17 protein-coding genes, 1 tRNA gene and 1 pseudogene are annotated in these 18,227 nt (G+C 52.7%); 2 read left to right on the forward strand and 17 right to left on the reverse strand.

What is annotated here, in order from left to right; all coding sequences use genetic code 11:
• Positions 1 to 10 precede the first annotated feature (10 nt).
• The gene (locus VEB01_RS10335) at positions 11 to 334 is read left to right on the forward strand and encodes a DUF2845 domain-containing protein (protein WP_324875161.1); all 324 of its coding nucleotides are present in this window, start codon (positions 11 to 13) and stop codon (positions 332 to 334) included.
• A 39-nt stretch (positions 335 to 373) separates the two neighbouring features.
• Here the strand turns inward: VEB01_RS10335 and VEB01_RS10340 are convergent, their stop codons facing one another.
• From VEB01_RS10340 to rnr, 8 genes are all read right to left on the reverse strand, one after another.
• Entirely contained in the window at positions 374 to 778 is a 405-nt protein-coding gene (locus tag VEB01_RS10340; RefSeq protein WP_324875162.1) for a septal ring lytic transglycosylase RlpA family protein, read from the reverse strand.
• A 212-nt stretch (positions 779 to 990) separates the two neighbouring features.
• Positions 991 to 1,821 carry a DUF2806 domain-containing protein gene (locus VEB01_RS10345; RefSeq protein WP_324875163.1) on the reverse strand — a complete coding sequence of 277 codons (831 nt, stop codon included), beginning with the start codon at positions 1,819 to 1,821 and terminating at the stop codon, positions 991 to 993.
• 31 nt (positions 1,822 to 1,852) lie between these two features.
• Entirely contained in the window at positions 1,853 to 3,127 is a 1,275-nt protein-coding gene (gene serS / locus VEB01_RS10350) for a serine--tRNA ligase (RefSeq protein WP_324875164.1), read from the reverse strand.
• Between the two features lie 134 nt (positions 3,128 to 3,261).
• Positions 3,262 to 3,576 (reverse strand): DUF190 domain-containing protein, encoded by a 315-nt coding sequence (locus VEB01_RS10355; RefSeq protein ID WP_324875166.1) that lies wholly within the window; start codon positions 3,574 to 3,576, stop codon positions 3,262 to 3,264.
• Positions 3,573 to 4,259: a fluoride efflux transporter CrcB gene (gene crcB, locus VEB01_RS10360; RefSeq protein ID WP_324875167.1), complete on the reverse strand. Its 687-nt coding sequence runs from the start codon at positions 4,257 to 4,259 to the stop codon at positions 3,573 to 3,575. The genes VEB01_RS10355 and crcB overlap by 4 nt, the downstream gene beginning before the upstream one ends.
• A 57-nt stretch (positions 4,260 to 4,316) precedes the next feature.
• Positions 4,317 to 5,375: an S-methyl-5-thioribose-1-phosphate isomerase gene (gene mtnA, locus VEB01_RS10365; RefSeq protein WP_324875169.1), complete on the reverse strand. Its 1,059-nt coding sequence runs from the start codon at positions 5,373 to 5,375 to the stop codon at positions 4,317 to 4,319.
• 497 nt (positions 5,376 to 5,872) lie between these two features.
• Positions 5,873 to 6,628, reverse strand: coding sequence for a 23S rRNA (guanosine(2251)-2'-O)-methyltransferase RlmB (gene rlmB / locus VEB01_RS10370; RefSeq protein WP_324875170.1), 756 nt, complete (start codon positions 6,626 to 6,628; stop codon positions 5,873 to 5,875).
• Positions 6,625 to 8,865 carry a ribonuclease R gene (rnr, locus tag VEB01_RS10375; protein ID WP_324875171.1) on the reverse strand — a complete coding sequence of 747 codons (2,241 nt, stop codon included), beginning with the start codon at positions 8,863 to 8,865 and terminating at the stop codon, positions 6,625 to 6,627. Before rnr ends, rlmB begins: the two co-directional genes overlap by 4 nt.
• 167 nt (positions 8,866 to 9,032) lie before the next feature.
• Between rnr and VEB01_RS10380 the strand changes: the two genes are divergently transcribed.
• A tRNA-Leu gene (locus VEB01_RS10380) sits at positions 9,033 to 9,117 on the forward strand.
• A 16-nt stretch (positions 9,118 to 9,133) separates the two neighbouring features.
• Here VEB01_RS10380 and VEB01_RS10385 read toward each other — a convergent pair.
• From VEB01_RS10385 to VEB01_RS10425, 9 genes and pseudogenes are all read right to left on the reverse strand, one after another.
• A complete protein-coding gene (locus VEB01_RS10385) occupies positions 9,134 to 10,426 on the reverse strand; it encodes an adenylosuccinate synthase (RefSeq protein WP_324875173.1) in 1,293 nt (430 codons plus the stop codon).
• Positions 10,427 to 10,470: 44 nt separating this feature from the next.
• Entirely contained in the window at positions 10,471 to 11,664 is a 1,194-nt protein-coding gene (locus tag VEB01_RS10390; RefSeq protein WP_324875174.1) for an ATP phosphoribosyltransferase regulatory subunit, read from the reverse strand.
• Between the two features lie 204 nt (positions 11,665 to 11,868).
• Positions 11,869 to 12,726, reverse strand: coding sequence for a protease modulator HflC (hflC, locus tag VEB01_RS10395; protein ID WP_324875188.1), 858 nt, complete (start codon positions 12,724 to 12,726; stop codon positions 11,869 to 11,871).
• A 2-nt stretch (positions 12,727 to 12,728) separates the two neighbouring features.
• Positions 12,729 to 13,907: an FtsH protease activity modulator HflK gene (gene hflK, locus VEB01_RS10400; protein WP_324875176.1), complete on the reverse strand. Its 1,179-nt coding sequence runs from the start codon at positions 13,905 to 13,907 to the stop codon at positions 12,729 to 12,731.
• 285 nt (positions 13,908 to 14,192) lie between these two features.
• The gene (gene hflX, locus VEB01_RS10405) at positions 14,193 to 15,467 is read right to left on the reverse strand and encodes a ribosome rescue GTPase HflX (RefSeq protein ID WP_324875178.1); all 1,275 of its coding nucleotides are present in this window, start codon (positions 15,465 to 15,467) and stop codon (positions 14,193 to 14,195) included.
• A 62-nt stretch (positions 15,468 to 15,529) separates the two neighbouring features.
• Positions 15,530 to 15,775, reverse strand: coding sequence for an RNA chaperone Hfq (hfq, locus tag VEB01_RS10410; RefSeq protein WP_324875180.1), 246 nt, complete (start codon positions 15,773 to 15,775; stop codon positions 15,530 to 15,532).
• A 138-nt stretch (positions 15,776 to 15,913) separates the two neighbouring features.
• Positions 15,914 to 16,294, reverse strand: coding sequence for a lactoylglutathione lyase (gene gloA / locus VEB01_RS10415; protein ID WP_324875182.1), 381 nt, complete (start codon positions 16,292 to 16,294; stop codon positions 15,914 to 15,916).
• A 69-nt stretch (positions 16,295 to 16,363) separates the two neighbouring features.
• On the reverse strand, positions 16,364 to 17,707 hold the full coding sequence (gene glmM / locus VEB01_RS10420; protein WP_324875184.1) for a phosphoglucosamine mutase: 1,344 nt from the start codon (positions 17,705 to 17,707) through the stop codon (positions 16,364 to 16,366).
• 304 nt (positions 17,708 to 18,011) lie between these two features.
• Positions 18,012 to 18,227, reverse strand: a pseudogene (locus VEB01_RS10425) (ATP-dependent zinc metalloprotease FtsH); the annotation flags it as partial.

The following is an 18,227-nucleotide window of genomic DNA, read 5'->3' on the forward strand; positions in this document are numbered from 1 at the left end:
CCAATAATTCATGAAAAAAGCCATTCTTCTTTCCGGTCTGTGTCTGTGCTTGTTAGCGCCGTCAGCCTGGGCGCTACGTTGCGGCTCGCGGCTGGTAACCCTTGGCGATTACAAGCTCCAGGTGCTCAGCAAGTGCGGGGAGCCCATATTCACGGACTCCCGCATCGAGTTCAGGGTTGTGCGATTGTACGGCTCGGGCTTAGAGTTCGAGCGGTACGTGCCAGTCACGATCGACGAATGGACGTACAACTTCGGTCCAAATCGATTCGTCCAGCTGCTTCGATTCGAGAATGGCAGGCTCGTGGATGTGGAATCCCTAGGTTACGGCGAGTAACCGGCAAGTGGGAAATAGCTCTTATCGCAAGGCCACGAATTAGCCGTCTCCCGGTTGGATAACCTCAAGCTTAACCTGGGCGAGCCCCGCTCTTATAAATCCGAGCTCACTGGCTGCGCGCCGCGAAAGATCAAGTAGCCGCCTATTCGCGGGATCGCCACGATCGTTGACGCGCACTTCTATGCTGCGGTTATTGCTGAGATTGGTCACCCGGAGCCGGGTACCGAATGGCAGCGACCGATGCATTGCGGTGAAACCGTTCTTGTTGTAACGCTCGCCGCTGGCTGTTCGCCGGCCCTGAAAACGATCGCTGTAGTACGATGCAGTGCCCTTTTGAGAGCTTGCTGGGTTTTTTGGACTTGCCGTTCTGGCATGACCAACAGTACAGGAAGACGCCAAGTAGATCGACAGAAGGGAGTTAGCAATCAGTCGAAGCTTCCGCATCCTTCACCTCCGTATTGGTTATTAGGAACGATGCGGTTTCATAATAAATGAAACTTCTAAAAAGACAAAGTTTCCATTGAAATGGTTATATCATTCTGCAACGTTTCTGTGATGTCGTTCACGTCTTGGTGTAAATCCAGTCACACGATTAATCCGAAGAGCGATGCGGAAGCGACTGAGTGGGGAGTTATAGCCCGTCGCCAATTGCGTCGCTAGGTATCACTCGGCGACTCGATCACTTCGAATCGAAGACTCCATTCCTTATCCAACACTTTAAGAACACTGCGCGCATAGCCGTAGAACGATTTCGTTCGTATGACTTCGGCCAACTGCTGCCCCACGGCGGTGAATCGCCGATAACTGGCGCCGGACTCGGCCGATACATGCTCCATGGAGCCGGCCTTTTCCGTACGGATTTCGTAAAGCTTTCCGGAATAACGAAGACGCAAGCCTTTCGAGCACGACGATGGCCTGAGCTGACTGGTTTCAGCCGAAAGCAAGCCGATATTGACGAAATGATGGGTAAGGTCTCGATCTCTACCGTAAGTCCACATCTCCCGACGCAGGACGTCGTCGTCGAACATAAACCGCCAACCGCTTTCAAATGCGAAGGCGAAGGCACACCATTCGATAAAGCCTTCCAACTCCCACCGATCCATCAGGCTCAGGGTCGATAAGCTGCGTTTGGAGAAGCCGCCGGGTGAAGCTAATTCTCCGGCAAGAAGTCGCGCCCAGATGCGATGCTCCAAATCATCTCCGGAGTTCTTGGCCGACTCGAAAAAATGGATCAACCACCCTTTATCTACCGGATCTTCGGATACCGAAGGATCGATCTCCTGCCCCGCTAACCGAAGGATCTGCTCGATGTTGGCCTGCCTGAGACTCTCGAGGTGCTCCACGCGAGCCCGTGATCTATGCTGAATGGAATCCGCTTCCCCGACGGATTTTTCACTGGCGATGGCCGCCGTTTCCGAGCCTGTCACCGAACGCATGGATTCGACTAGCTTCGCCAATGCAAGCGTCCGGTCTGGGCCGTCGGGCATAAGATTATTTTGAGAATCTTCCATCTTTCGCTCAGCCTATTACTTCAATTCCGCCCATATATGGCAGTAAAACCTCGGGAACTCTGATCCGTCCTTTTTCGTCCTGACAGTTCTCCATCACGGCAATGAGGGTGCGGCCGACGGCAAGCGCCGAACCATTCAGGGTGTGAACCAACTCGGGCTTGCCCGTTTCCGCATTCCTCCAGCGGGCTTTCAAGCGGCGCGCCTGAAAGTCTCGGAAGTTGCTGCACGACGAAATTTCGCGGTAGGCATTTTGTCCCGGTAGCCAAACCTCGAGATCATAGGTTTTGGCCGAAGAAAAGCCCGTATCGCCGGCGCATAAAACGATTCTTCGAAACGGCAGCCTCAAGCGCTTGAGGATTTCCTCCGCATGGGTGGTCAGCTCTTCGTGAGCACGTGCCGAGTCATCAGACCTCGTAATCTGGACCAGTTCGACTTTTTCAAATTGATGCTGGCGAATCATGCCACGCACGTCCTTACCGTAAGAGCCGGCTTCGCTCCGAAAACACGGGGTGTGACAGACGAACTTCAAGGGAAGCGTTTCCGCATCGAGGATTTCATCGCGAACCAGATTGGTAACCGGCACCTCCGCTGTCGGAATCAGATAGAACGGCGGTTCACGGTTGATCTTGAACAGATCCTCCTCGAATTTCGGAAGCTGCCCCGTACCGCGCAAGCTTTCCGCATTCACCATGAACGGCACGTAGGTTTCCGCGTAACCATGCTCCTGCGTATGCGTATCGAGCATGAACTGGGTCAGGGCACGCTGCAAACGGGCCAGAGGGCCTTTGAGGGTCACGAACCGGGAGCCCGTGATTTTGACCGCCGCTTCGAAATCAAGACCGCCCAGCCGTGTTCCCAAATCGACATGGTCGCTCGGTCCGAATGAGAACTGCGGCGGCTCGCCCCAGCGATGAATCTCCACGTTGTCCGCATCGCTCCGGCCATCCGGAACATCCGCGTCCAAGACGTTCGGTATGCCAAGCAGCAATTCTTCCAACTTCGCTTGAATTCCTTCCAATTCGCCTTCCATCCGTTTAAGGTCGTCGCCCAGATGCTGCATCTCCGCAAGCAAAGGCTGGATATCCTCTCCTTTTGCTTTCGCTTGGCCGACGAGCTTGGAGCGGGTATTACGTTCGTTCTGCAATTCCTGCGTCCGGCTCTGTATCTCCTTGCGCTTGTTTTCCAATTCGCGGAACGCTTCGGTGTCCAGCTCGAAGGAACGCCGCGCCAATTGCGCTTCGACCTCATCCAATTGAGTGCGGAAAAGACGTGGATCTAACATCGGTTATCCTGAGTGAGATTTGCGTAAGTCATGATTAAAAACCACCTACGGCGCGCCGAACGCACGGGAGATTCGCGCGGGTTCACGGGAGCCATGATGCGTAACGAGGATAGGGTTTGAACAGGCCCGAGCCTTCAGCCTTCTGTGACCCAGCCCGTGGCGGGCCAGCACACCACGTGGACCAAGCCGAAACACTCAATCACTTTCTTGATGACCTGCTGGGCGCGCTCCGGCTCTTCGAAAAATTCCACCACCAGCGGTAAATCCAGGGACAGGTCAACCAGCGACGCGGGGTGTAACTGACCGCTGTCGCCAAAGCCCAGTACACCCCGCAGTACGGTCAGACCGGAGATGTTCTGCTCTTCATGTAGAAAGCGAATGAGTTTGTTGAGGATATGCTCCCCTTCCCGAATATAAATACGTACAACAGTCAATTGACGACTTTTCACATCTGCCTCCCTGCGAGCATACCTACCCAAACCGACAACGCAGCTCCAACGGCATTCACCGCGAACAACCCCAGCAAGCCGTTGAACTCAATACGTGTTTTTGAAAAATCAGGAATTAGCGCCACTGTGGACAGGATAGTCATTAACCCCAATAACATAACCAAAATGACTGTACGTACGGGTACGGTGAATGCCAAGCGATTAAAAGCAAGCTCGGCGAAGAATCCCAGAATCAACCCCAAGGCTACCGCAACCAACAATCTCACGTAGGGAAAACCGTATCCCAGCCAGGGATAGAGCTCACCGGTGAAAAGCCGGCGGCCAAGGAGCAGTCCGCCCCAAACCGCTACCAAACAAAGAATCACGCTGAGTGCCGCATTCACCCCGGCTTTCCCTAAGCTTCCCTCCTCAATGAGATAAAACGTTTCGATCGCGAAGGTCGAAAACGTCGTGTAAGCGCCCAAAAAGCCGATGAGCACGGCGGCACGGTACTCCGCGGCCAACGGAAAACGCTGCAGCATCAACTCCGTCAAGAGTCCCATAAGAAAGGACCCTGATACGTTCACAAACAGGGTTCCATGCGGAAAGCCCCTTCCCAAGAAGCCATAGACGCCGGCAGCGATCCAATAGCGCATCAGGGCGCCCGCTGATCCCCCCAAGGCTATGGCTAACAACTGTCTCACGGGAAGTAAAGGAATAGTGGCGTCGATCCGGGCCCGCAAGCGGGCGAAACACAGGGCTTACCGAGCATCCGCCAGAACCTTCATGGCATGGCGATCCGGATTCCGCACAATACCCCGCTCCGTGACGATGCAATCTATCAATGCGGCCGGAGTCACGTCGAACACGGGATTCCAGGCCGTTATGACACTGCCTGATCTTGCGAAATATTCGTTTAGCAACTCGTTCTGGTCTCGTTCCTCAACCTTGATATCTTCTCCCGTCTCTGTCCGCCAATCGATCGTCGAGGTTGGCGCAACAACCATGAATTTCACCCCGTGATGGCGAGCGGCAACCGCCAAGGCATAGGTGCCGATCTTGTTGGCAGTATCGCCGTTTGCGGCAATTCGATCGGCGCCGACGGCAATCCACTGAACTGCGCCCGTTTTCATCAAATAAGCCGCAGCGGAATCGGCGATCAACGTAGCGGGTATACCGTCCTGGGCCAACTCCCAAACGGTGAGCCGAGCGCCCTGCAGCCACGGCCGGGTCTCGGTCGCGAAAATTTTCACAACACCCTGCCGGTAAGCGCTTCGAACCACGCCAAGCGCCGTACCATAGCCGCCTGTCGCAAGAGAGCCCGTGTTGCAGTGGGTCAAAACGCCGCTGGCTCCCACGAGCAGAGAGGCCCCCAAGTCCCCCATCACCCGGTTGGCCGCTATATCTTCGTCGTGGATGGAAAACGCGGCTTTCAACAGATGTGGCTCAGGATCGCCGTTAACCTTTTCGATTTCCGAGCGCATACGGTCAAGCGCCCAAAATAGATTAACCGCGGTGGGACGCGAACTGGCAAGCTTAGCCAAATCCGCCTCGATCGCTTCTTTCCAAGTATCCGGATTTTCCCGATACCGTTGACGTGCCGCCAACACGGCGCCATAGGCGGCGGCGATGCCGATAGCGGGGGCTCCGCGCACGCGCATTGAGCTAATCGCCTCGGCCACACCCTTCGCGTTATCGAATGTCTCATATTCGACAACGCTTGGCAGTTTGCGCTGATCCAGCAAGCGGAGCCCTCGTTCGCTCCATTGCAAGGCACGGACTGTATCGTTAAACGTAATGGATGCCGACGATGAAGACATTTTGATTGAATGAAAACGAGCGATTGTCAAAAGACGTCCGCTCACGGGAGTTCTTGGGCTAGCCTGATCCGGCTAAACATGAATCTATTTTAAAATGGTCCAGCCGGCAAACAAAGAATCCGCACCTATTCATCGAAACTTTTGGCAATAAGCCCTAAAAACATTTACGACGTGCGGCGCTCTCCAAGTCAACACGGGTGCGCGTTTTTGCCGCATCATCAAAAGGCTATTCTCAGTTGCAAGATTGTCATACTCACATTAGCCTGATTTTGTCAAGACAAACACCTAAAAGGTCCGATTATGGCACTCGAAATCTACCTCTGGTGTTGGATGCACCTGGAACCACGGTATGCAGTGAAGAGAGGTGCAAAACTTCTGGGCTTGGCGGTACTGGCGCTGGCTCCGTTGATTTATGTCAATGTTGATATGACCAGGCACGGATTCAAGCCGTCTACTCCTAGCCTAACAATCCAGGCTAGTCAGCACGACTTAAATCGTTAAGTCCGGTTCGCCCGCGCACGCTGCCGCACGGCCTCGAAAAGCAATACACCTGTTGCAACCGACAGGTTTAAGCTTTCGATTTGACCGAACATAGGAATTTTGACCAAAAAGTCGCAGGACTCGCGCGTTAAGCGACGCAGGCCTTTTCCTTCGGCTCCAATCACCAAAGCCAATGGAATGGCCAAGTCAATCTCGTACAGGGATTGCTCAGCCTCGCCCGCAGCGCCAACGATCCACAACCCCGCCTCCTTCAACCAACCGAGAACTCGATTCAAGTTGGTTACCCGATAAACCGGCACGGTTTCAGCGGCGCCGGAGGCGACTTTGGCCACTGTCGGCGTTAAGCCCACCGACTGGTCTTTCGTGATAATGATGCCCTGCACTCCGGCGGCATCCGCAGTACGTAGACAGGCCCCGAGGTTATGGGGATCCTGCACGTGATCCAAAACGAGAAAAAATGGTCGATTTGGAAGCTCCGCCAAGACGTCCTGAAGCTCCGATTCTCCGAGTTCGCCGCTCAGCTTCAGCTCGATAACAATGCCTTGATGGTTTCGGCTTTCGGCCAGGGAATCGAGCTGGTTTCTTCCGGCCGGCTGAACCGGAATTCCAAGGGACGCTAGTTTCTGTGCAATCGCCGCAATACGGCCGTCTTCCCGCCGATGGTCGATCCAGACGCTGATGATTTTGTCCGGGGCGTTTTCAAGAGCGGCTTCCGCTGCATGAAGACCTGCAATGCGACGCCGATTCTTCATGATCTGCGTTTTTTCTTCCGCGGTCGGCGCGCTGGAGACTCGGAGCGTTTTACCAGTTCAAGATCGATTTTGCGCTCATCCAAATCTACGCGGGCAACGATCACGCGAACGCTGTCGCCAAGCCGATAAGTCACGCCGCTACGCTGCCCTTCCAACCGATAACCGATCGGATCGTAATGGAAGTAGTCTTTATCCAAAGTCGAAACGTGAACCAATCCTTCGACGAAAATGTCTTTCAGCTCCACGAAAAAACCGAACGGTGTAACGGCGGAAATGACCCCTGAGAAGTCTTCTCCCAACTTATCGAGCATGTACTCGCATTTAAGCCAGGCAACCACATCGCGGGTCGCCTCGTCGGCGCGTCGCTCGGTATACGAGCAATGCTCGCCCATCAGCACCATGTCATTATGGGAATAGCCGAACTCTTCTTTATTTTTGTTTTCGAGCGAGTAACGAATAGCGCGATGTACCAGCAGATCCGGATAGCGCCGGATGGGTGACGTAAAATGGGTATAGGCATCCAATCCCAATCCGAAGTGGCCTTTTTTCTCCGGACTATAAACGGCTTGAGCCAGCGAGCGTAACAGTACGGTCTGGATCAGGTGCTCATCAGGCCTGCCGGTGATGTTATCCAACACCTCAAAATAATCCTTCGGCCCCGGATCGTCGCCGCCTCCCAGTCCTAAGCCGACTTTTCCGAGAAAGGCACGCAGATCAGCCAATCTTTCGGCGGTTGGCCCCTCATGGACACGAACGACATGGGGAAGTTTTTGCCGGGCAAGGTAGCGCGCTGCGGCAATATTGGCGGTGATCATGCACTCCTCGATCAGGCGATGTGCGTCGTTACGCTCCCGCGGCACGATTTGCGCGATTTTCTTGCCCTCTCCGAATACGATGTAGGACTCCTGGGTATCGAAATCCATCGCCCCTCGATCCTCTCTCGCCCGCCGCAGTACTTTGTAGAGCGCATGCAATTCTTCCAAATGAGGAACCAGGGTACGATACTTTTTCCGCAGGGCCTTATCGCCATCAACGAGGATGCGGGCGACTTCGGTGTAAGTGAGTCGCGCGTGAGAGTACATCAGCCCCGAGTAGAACTTCGAGCGGACAATCGCACCGTCAGTGTTGATATACATTTCGCAGACCATGCACAACCGGTCTTGCTCGGGGTTGAGCGAGCACAAACCGTTGGAAAGCACCTCCGGCAGCATGGGAATGACCCGATCGGGAAAGTACACCGAGTTGCCCCGGGTTTTGGCTTCGTCGTCGAGAGCGGTTCCTGGCCGAACATAATGGGAAACGTCGGCGATCGCAACATACAGCTTCCACCCCTTCGGGGTTCTTTCGCAGTATACGGCGTCGTCGAAATCGCGGGCGTCCTCTCCGTCAATGGTCACTAGAGGCAGATGGCGTAAATCGACTCTATCGGCCTTGGCCTGCTCCGGGACTTCCGCGCTTAGACCCGCAACCTCGTTCAACACGGCGTCCGGCCACTCCGAAGGCAGATCAAAACTGCGAATCGCCACTTCGATTTCCATCCCGGGAGCCATATGATCGCCCAGAACCTCCTTGATTCCGCCGATGGGATCACGTTGTCGAGTGGGTTGCTCAATGATCTCCGCAACCACGATCTGCCCCGCAAGTGCTCCGTTCCGGTATTCCTCGGGAACAAGGACGTCGTGAGCTATATGCTTATTGTCAGGGACGACGAATGCTATTCCCTGTTCCAGGTACAGTCGGCCTACGACGTTATGGGTATTCCGTTCCAATACCTCTACAACGCCGGCTTCTCGCCGCCCGCGGCGGTCGACTCCGCGGATGCAAACCACCACCCGGTCATCGTGCATGAGCGCGCGCATTTCCTTAGGCGAGAGAAAAAGATCATCGCCGCCTTCGTCGGGCCGAAGAAAACCGAATCCATCGGGATGGCCGATTACCCGTCCGACGATGAGATCTTTATGATTTACAATGCAATAGTAGTTGCGGCGGTTTCTCAGTATCTGCCCGTCCCGTTCCATGGCATTGAGGCGACGACGTAGCGATTCGATATCCTCGCCTTCTTGTACGCCTAATATCCCGGCAACGTCCTCAACTCTTAAAGGGACGCCTTGTTCTTTCATCACCTGCAGGATCAATTCCCGGCTGGGGATGGGGCGCTCATATTTTCCCGCCTCCCGCTCCGCAAACGGATCCTTAAACCTAAACCCTCTGGCCGTCTTAGGGGCGGACTTGGTCATGGATAATTTTCCTATCTCTCTTGCTGTTTAATTTGCTTCAGACGAGCCTCGGCCCGACAACCGCTCAGGAAGCCGGCAATTCGCTTCAAGGCCTTCGGTATTGACAATTCGACCGACAAGTAACAAAATTCGCGCCTCAGTTGAGTTGCTCAATGTAACTCACCGCTGCCGAGGTGGTGAAATTGGTAGACACGCATGATTCAGGTTCATGTGGGGAGACCCGTGGAGGTTCAAGTCCTCTCCTCGGCACCATCCTTTCTCATATCCCTTAATCAAAGGGATTCTTCAGAAGAATCGTCTCACTGCGGTCAGGACCGGTCGAAAGAATATCCACCCGTACATCGACCAGTTCCGCAATCCGTTCGATATAAGCCCTAGCATTCGTGGGAAGATCTTCATACGAGGTGATGCCGGCGGTCGATTCTTGCCATCCTGAAAGCTCCTCGATCACGGGCTCGCACTGCGCATAACTATCTGCACCAATAGGTACGGTGCGAATCTCCTCTCCTTTGTATCGGTAGGCCGTGCAAATTCCGATCTTTTCCAGCCCGTCCAAAACATCCAACTTCGTCAAGCATAATCCACTTAGGCTGTTGAGCCTCGCCGAGCGCTTCATCAAAACGGCATCAAACCAGCCGCACCGGCGTGCTCGCCCGGTAGTGGCGCCGAATTCCGCACCTTTCGCGGACAGATGCTTGCCGACCTCATTCGAAAGTTCCGTCGGAAACGGTCCGTTCCCTACGCGGGTCGAGTAAGCTTTCGTGATGCCCAGCACATAGTCGAAATCCAACAAACCCATGCCGCTGCCGGATGCTGCGCCCCCGGCCGTTGTATTAGAAGATGTCACATAGGGGTAAGTGCCGTGATCGATATCCAGCATCGCTCCTTGCGCCCCCTCGAAGAGAACATTCCTACCGTCATCGCGGTAACCGTGCAGGATACCCGCCACATCGCCTAGCATAGGTTTAATCTGCTCGCCCAACGCCATCGTTTCGTCCAGCACTTGCTGGTAATCGAGTTGTGACTGCTGGTAATACCTGCCGAGCACGAAATTGTGGTAATCCAAGAGCTCTCGCAACCTTTCGGCAAAGACGGCTGGATACAGAAGATCACCGGCTCGGAGCCCTCGCCGCGATACCTTATCTTCATAAGCCGGGCCGATACCTCTTCCCGTCGTACCTATGGCCTTATCGCCGCGGAACTTTTCACGCGCTACGTCCAGTGCTATATGAATGGGCAGTATCAAGGCACATGCTTCACTAATCGTGAGCCGATCCCGAACCGGAACACCAGCCTTCTCTAATAAAGAGATTTCCTCCAGCAGCGCGTGAGGCGACAACACTACACCGTTGCCTATCAAACATTTGACTGGTTCCCGCAAAACCCCGGAAGGTATTAAATGCAACACCGTCTTGTGGCCGTCGATTACTAAGGTATGTCCCGCATTGTGACCACCTTGAAAACGTACGACTGCATCTGCGCGTTCGGTCAACAAATCGACAAGTTTACCTTTACCTTCATCTCCCCATTGGGTACCGATGACTATGACGTTTTTACCCATTCTTGATTCCAGCTTGATGTTTTTACTTTCGAGGTAATTGTGGCTCAATCACCAACGGGGAAGACTTCCCAAATTAGCCCCGGCTTTCGGAGGTAGTGTGAACATGCCATTGCTTGAGCATCGCCTATTTGTCCAGACAACTCTTGAATGACCGTTTGCCCTGCGCCACGCAAGTTACGCACCTTTTCATGCAAATCGGGATCGTCTACGGCAGGCGCAAAAATGCGCAAACTACTCGACAGATCGTCTCCCGCTACGGCCAATCGTGCCAAGACCTTCAAATCGGCACTGAAACCAGTAGCTGGACGAGCACGCCCGAAATTTTTACCGATTTCATCATAACGTCCGCCGCGCGCGATTTCCCTGCCATAACCCGGCACGAAAGCGGCGAATACGACACCAGATTTGTAGTGATAACCACGCAATTCCGCAAGATCGAAGTTGATACGCAAAGCCGGAAAAAAACCCCTCAAGCTTCGGGAAATTGACTCTAAATCCACCAAAGCCCGATGTACCGGCTCACCGGCTGATATCAACCGCTTTCCAGCTTCCTCTATGACACCCTCATGACCATTTAGATCGACAAGCGCCTTCAACATTTCTGCGGAGGAGCGATTAACCGTTAGCGTATCCAACAAATCAACCAAGCCCGGATGATCTTTTCGCTGGAGAATTTCAAATAGCTCTGCCTCCTGCTGCGTATTCAAACCGGCTTGGCGTGCTAACTCCCGGTAGATGCCAACATGCCCCAGATCCAGATGCACGTCCTCGATGCCCGCCATGGCAAGCATCTCCAACATGAGGCGGATAATTTCCAAATCACTGGCATTGCCCGAGTGGCCGTATAACTCAGCCCCAACCTGCAACGGACTCCGGGACTTCTCGAGATGATCCGATTGCGTGTGCAGCACAGTCCCGATGTAGCATAGCCGTGTCGGTGCATCGCTACCGAGATTCCGCGCATCGATACGTGCAACCTGCGGTGTCATATCGGCCCGTATTCCCATCAACCGACCGCTGATCTGATCGATGATCTTGAATGTCTGCAAATCAAGATCGTTGCCAGAACCGATCAAAAGAGACTCTATGAATTCGATCAGAGGTGGCATTACCAGCCTGTAGCCCCAACCGGCAAACAAGTCGATTATTTTTCGGCGCAGATGCTCCAAACGCGCGGCTTCTTCGGGAAAAACCTCATCAATGCCCTCGGGCAACAACCAATTATCTTCGGTTAACATCAAATCGAATTCAGTAAGTTCAGTAAACGTAAATGGGTCTGAATGGATTATGCGATGAGTTGTATTATCGCGAGATTTATACCGGCACCATGGTTGTGCCGTGCAAGAATGCTTGCTAGTAGCAAAGCCGCCCGCCCTCCTTCGTCCCTTTGACGGGACGAAGGAGAGACAGAAAACGATATGTGCGGGGGTGCAACGATCTCGTTATTTTGGCTTTTTGAAGTATTGGAAAAATTCCGAATCAGGCTCCAACACGATCATGTCGTTCTCATTCTTGAATACCTGCCTATAAGCGTACAAGCTTCGATAAAACTCAAAGAATTCTGGGTTTTTGCCATACTCTTGAGCATAAACCTCTGATGCTGTGGCGTCGCCCTCACCGCGTCTGATTTCAGCCTCCCGATAGGCATCGGCAAGTATCACTTCCCGCTGACGGTCGGCTTCCGCACGAATACGCTCGGCCGCCTCTGCACCGCGAGAGCGAAAATCTCTCGCGACCCGGGCCCGCTCGGCTTCCATCCGCCGGTATACCGATGAACTTACCTCTTCCGGCAAATCGATTCCCTTCACACGAATATCGATAACCTCGACTCCCAAATCATCTACTACCGGGTTAACCGTCTTGATCAATAGATCCCGGATTTGGGTCCGCTCCAAGGAAACCACCTCCCGAATCGTTCGCTTGCTGAATTCGTTCCGCAACGCGTCTTTCGTTATCTGATCGAGGCGAATATTCGCCGCTGCTTTATCGCCACCCACTGCCTTGTAGTATTTTGTGGCGTCTTCAATCCGCCATTTCACGAACCAATTAACGATAACGTTTTTCTTTTCCGAGGTAAGAAAACGCTCGGGCTTGGACTCCAATGTGAGAATCCGATCGTCGTACTTCTTCACTTCTTGATACGGAAGCTTAAAATGCAATCCGGATTCAAAGTCGGTTTGAACAATTTTCTTAAACTCCAGCAATAAGGCTTTTTCCGTCTCCGAAACGGTGAATATGGAGGTAGCCCCCAAGACCAGTAAGACGAAAATGAGAGAAAGAATTAGGGTGTTTTTACTAATCATTATTGCCCCCTTCCTTCACGACCTCGAGTCGTCGTAGAGCGGATATTCCTAGTAGTCCCGCCGTCCGATATCTCCGGAGTGGTAATCATGGTACTTTCGGTGTCTTTGGGCGGGGCTAAAGACGATGCAGGCTTTTGAAGTTTGTCTATGGGCAAATACAGCAAGTTGTTGCTGTTCTTGACGTCGACCAACAATGTACTCGTCTGTCCTAGAACTTCCTCCATGGTGTCGAGATACAGGCGCTCTCGGGTAACCTCCGGGGCTTTTTCGTACTCCGCCAGCAACTGTTTGAATCTACCCGTATCACCTTCGGCTCTAGCAATAACCCGTTGTTTGTGTGCTTCCGACTCCTCCAGGAGACGCGCCGCGGCGCCACGCGCCTTGGGGACGACCTCGTTCGCGTAAGCTTCGGCTTCGTTCTTCAGACGTTGCTCGTCTTCTCTCGCTTTAATGGCATCCATAAACGCAGCCTGAACCTCTTCAGGAGCCTGAGCATCCACCAAGCTCACGTTACTCACTCTAATTCCGGTTTGATACTGATCCAGTGTTTGCTGAATTTCGCTTTTGATTTCTTCCGCGACCCGCCCCCGGCCTTCGGTCAAAACAAAATCCATCGTGCTCTTCCCGATTACCGCACGTTGCGCACTTTCGATCACCTGTTTCAAGGTTTCATCCGGATCGGCAACGTTAAAAAGATAATCTTTCGCGTCCTTGATCTGATACTGAACAGCCAATCGAATATCGATGATATTTTCATCCTGGGTAAGCATGAGAGCTTCCTTGGGCACCGAACCGAGCGATTGCTGACGACCGCCGGAGCGATAGCCTACTTCCAGAAAACGTTGCTGCTCCATATTGACCACCTGAACCCGCTCTATCGGCGCGGGTATGTGCCAATGCAGCCCGGGCATGGTGGTATCGACATATTTGCCGAATCGCGTCACAACGCCGCGACTCCCTTCATCCACGAGATAGATGCTGGTCAACCCCCATACGGCCAAAGCAACCACGAGAAATAAACCGATCGTCCTCATAGGCGCATTTGCGCCACCGCCGAAAAATCTGCCCATCTTTTCGTGCAATCCACGCATAACCTCCTCCAAATCGGGAGGCGTCTCCTGCTGATCGCGACCGCTCCAAGGATCTTTTTTATTACCGCCCGGTTCATTCCAGGACATTGGATGACTCCTATAGTACAGATCTTGACGCTCTTCTAGAGCAACGACTAGGCTGCAATTACAGCCCGAATACGAGAATTATCTAGGAAAATGGTTGGATATACAAAACAAGCATTTGCGAAGAAGCCACGGAACGCTTCTCGAAGGTCCACAGTATCAATAGAACGGCCGGAGTCACTTAATCGACTGAAAATGGACTCGTGCGCTTTTAGTCTATGGACCATCTTCTACTGCTGCATGCCAGAAGAACCCCTATGCTTTGGAATAGTTACAGGCATGAATTTTTCAAGCGATTATTGAAGCCTTGAGCTCGTCGATCTCATGCAGCAATCTCACATCCCTTTTGAGAAGCTCGACCTCCATGTCCCAACCCCCAGTTCCGTCGGTTTCCTCTCTCAAGACCCGCGCAGCGCCATATAACTTTGCCCTCAGTCCCGCATTTGCTGGAGCCAGATGAACTCTCCGGTGGATCACTTCGCCGCGAAAAAGATCCTCTAAAGCTTGCTGGAGCAACGGCAAACCCGCACCTGTCTTTGCGGACAACCAGACTTTCCTGACCTCGCCATCTTCATTTTTCTCAATGTGCGGCTCAATATTCGCAAGTCGATCGATCTTATTGAAGACCTGAATCTGGCTTACTCGGTCAGCCCCAATATCGCTCAGGACTTGGTTGACTTCGAATACGGTTTCATCGGCACGCTCATCACTTGCATCGATCACGTGAAGTAACAAATCCGCCTCGGCGGCCTCCTTCAAGGTGGAACGGAATGCGGCAACTAATTCATGGGGCAGATGCCGAATAAACCCTACCGTGTCGGCGAGAATAACCGTCAAATTCGGTGTCAATTGCAGGCGACGCAACGTGGGGTCAAGCGTGGCAAACAACTGATTCGCCGCATAAACTCCAGCCCCCGTCAACACGTTGAAAAGAGTCGACTTGCCGGCGTTCGTATATCCCACCAAACTGATAACTGGCAACTCGGCCCGCCGTCTCGCGGTTCTCCCCTGATTACGCTGCTGTTCGACTTTTTCCAAACGTTTTTGAATCTGCCGTATTCGGCTCGCGATAAGGCGCTTATCTGTCTCAAGCTGCGTCTCACCGGGACCGCGGAGACCTATACCCCCTTTTTGACGTTCCAAGTGAGTCCAGCCACGCACCAAACGGGTAGATAGATGCCGCAATTGAGCTAGCTCGACCTGCAGCTTGCCTTCAAAAGACTGGGCTCGCTGGGCAAAAATATCTAAAATTAAGCCGTTACGATCAATGACCCTGACCGAGAGTTCTTTCTCTAGATTACGCTCTTGACTCGGGGTTAGAGGATGATTGAAAAGGACTAGCTCTACCTCGTTCTCCCGGACAAGCCGGGCCAACTCATCAAGCTTTCCTTTACCGATGTAATAACGCGGATCAGGCACGTGTCTTTTGCCTGTCACAGCAGCTACAGGCTGCGCACCTGCGGATAACGCAAGTTCCTGAAGTTCTACAAGAGCTTCGGTATCGTCCTGAGCAGTCAAGTGAACAAGTACAGCACGCTCACCGGACTTCGGCCTTTCAAACAACTAAACCCTTCTCCCCGGCCAATCTCGACATAACCATCTTACGGTTTAGGCGGAGCCCTCGATTACCCTTCGTCTTCTAGTCCTTCCGTCGCATGTGGCAGGCGAACCTGGCGCGCCGGAACAATCGTAGAAATAGCATGCTTGTAAACCATCTGGCTTACAGTGTTCTTGAGTATGATCACGTACTGATCGAAAGAATCGACTTTACCTTGCAACTTGATCCCGTTTACGAGATAGATTGAAACGGGAACATGTTCTTTTCTAAGCGCATTTAGGAATGGATCTTGTAAATTTTGCCCTTTTGACATCCTCTTTCTCCTTATTGTTATAAGACCGACGCTCGGCCTGTATTAAAACAAATCTCTAATTGTTTAGCCAGGCGGAATATCCCGACATCAGCTTGGTAGTAATAAAGCATAACAACCAACTTAGACAGCCGCTTATTCTCACTTCGCGATTAATTCGATTTTGTAACCATCCGGATCCGCCACGAAAGCAATGACCGTGCTACCGTGTCTCATGGGACCGGCTTCGCGCAAAATTTTGCCACCCGCCTGCCTGATACGGTCGACAGCGTGGTAGATATCATCGACCGCAATCGCAATATGGCCAAAGGCATCGCCCAGGTCATAGCGCTCAACTCCCCAGTTATAAGTCAATTCAATCACCGAATTGCGAAGTTCGTCGCCGTAGCCGACAAAGGCTAGGGTAAATTTTCCGTCAGGATAATCTTCCTTTCTTAACAATTTCATTCCGAGAATTTCCGTATAAAAGCGGATCGATCGGTCTAGCTCTCCGACCCTGATCATTGTGTGCAAAATACGCATCGGCTGATATCCCCGGCTCATTCTGTCCAAATCAAGTTCTCAAGACTCTAACGACTCGCCTCGAAAGCTTCACAAAATCAGCGCCGACGAGACTGCATTCGCCAGACGATCTGCCATAGCGCGAACGATACGAGCATCTTGGCCTTCTACCATAATTCTTATCAAAGGCTCGGTTCCCGAAGGCCGAAGGAGAATACGCCCTTTGCTGCCGAGTTCACGCTGAATTTCGTCTTTCAAGTTCTGAACCAACCCAAGCTCATCCAAATTGATTTTCTCCCGCACCTTTACATTCAGCAGGCACTGAGGGTATTTAGCCATGCCGCTTTTCAATTCGTTGAGCGATTTTCCCGACTCGTGCATCGCTGCCATGATTTGTAGCGCGGAAATAATACCGTCGCCCGTCGTGATCCTATCACGACATATGATGTGTCCTGAGCTTTCACCACCGAGCACGCTATCGTGCTGAAGCATCATTTCCATCACGTAACGATCACCTACGGCAGCGCGTTTAAGCTCCAATCCTAGTGCCTCCAACGCATGCTCCAACCCCAGGTTACTCATCAAGGTACCGACTACCGGACCTTTTAATCCGCCGCTCTCCAGGCGCGACTTAGCGATGATGTAAACAAGCTCATCGCCATCGACAATCTCTCCTTTATGATCAACCATGATCAGCCGATCACCGTCTCCATCTAAGGCGATTCCAAAATCCGCCCGCTCTTCCAACACCGTCCGACTGAGCTGCTCGGGTTTGGTAGCTCCGACGCCGTCATTTATATTTAAACCGTTGGGCTGAGCGCCGATAGCCACAACTGTCGCACCAACCTCCTCAAATACATGGGGCGCAATGTGATAAGTCGAACCATGAGCGCAATCGACAACGATCTTGGTTCCGTTAAATTCGATGCGAGAAGGAATGGTGCTTTTGCAAAATTCGATATAACGCCCCACGGCATCACCGATGCGAGAGGCCTTGCCAATGCTCGATGACTCCACCGTCGTCATCGGCTTGTCTATTTGATCCTCGATCTGAAGTTCGATTTCGTCCGGAAGTTTCATCCCATCGGGCCCAAAGAACTTGATTCCATTATCGTAGTGCGGATTATGCGAGGCACTGATGACTATCCCCGCCTGAGCCCGAAACGTCCGAGTGAGGTAAGCAATAGCCGGGGTCGGCATTGGACCAAGCAATTGAGTATTAACCCCAGCCGCCGCAAGACCCGCCTCCAGAGCAGATTCAAACATGTAGCCGGAAATTCTTGTGTCCTTTCCGATCAGAACGTTGGAGTGATGGCGATCTAGTGAAAATATGCGGCCCGCCGCCCAGCCCAACTTCAGCACAAAGTCCGGCGTAATAGGATATTCCCCTACTTTGCCGCGAATTCCGTCTGTACCAAAGTATGCTTTTTTCATTTGCTGTCCTTTAATCTAAAGAATCTAATTATTTTGACGCTCTTCCGTAAGCGATAGCTGATCTGTCGGAATCTTTGGGACACACTAATACGACCTGCTTTCGTGAAGCATGGAGATTACGCAATCAGTCCCGCCGCCCCCATTAGCGTTCCAACCGCGAAAACCCCGACCAATGGCTTGCTGCCCGCCAATGGTCCAACAACTAAACATAAAGCTCATTTTGGCTAGTTTAGGCGATCCTTACAAAAACAAAACCCCCGCACCCGAAACGGTGCAGGGGTCTGTTACGAACCCAAAAACAGGATCAGTGCTGTTCAGCTGCCTTACCGATACCACCGGTTCCTTTCGCTTTGGGAGTCTCCTTCGACCCTAGGCCCGTAGCACCGCCACTCGGAGGCGCTTCACCCCAGCTTTGCGGTGGACGCGGAACCTTACCATCCATGATGTCGTCAATTTGGAAACGATCAATAGTCTCGTACTTGATCAAGGCTTCTGCCATAAGATGCAATTTTTCCATATT

It is taken from the genome of Methylocaldum sp., assembly GCF_035627495.1.
Taxonomy (GTDB): domain Bacteria; phylum Pseudomonadota; class Gammaproteobacteria; order Methylococcales; family Methylococcaceae; genus Methylocaldum.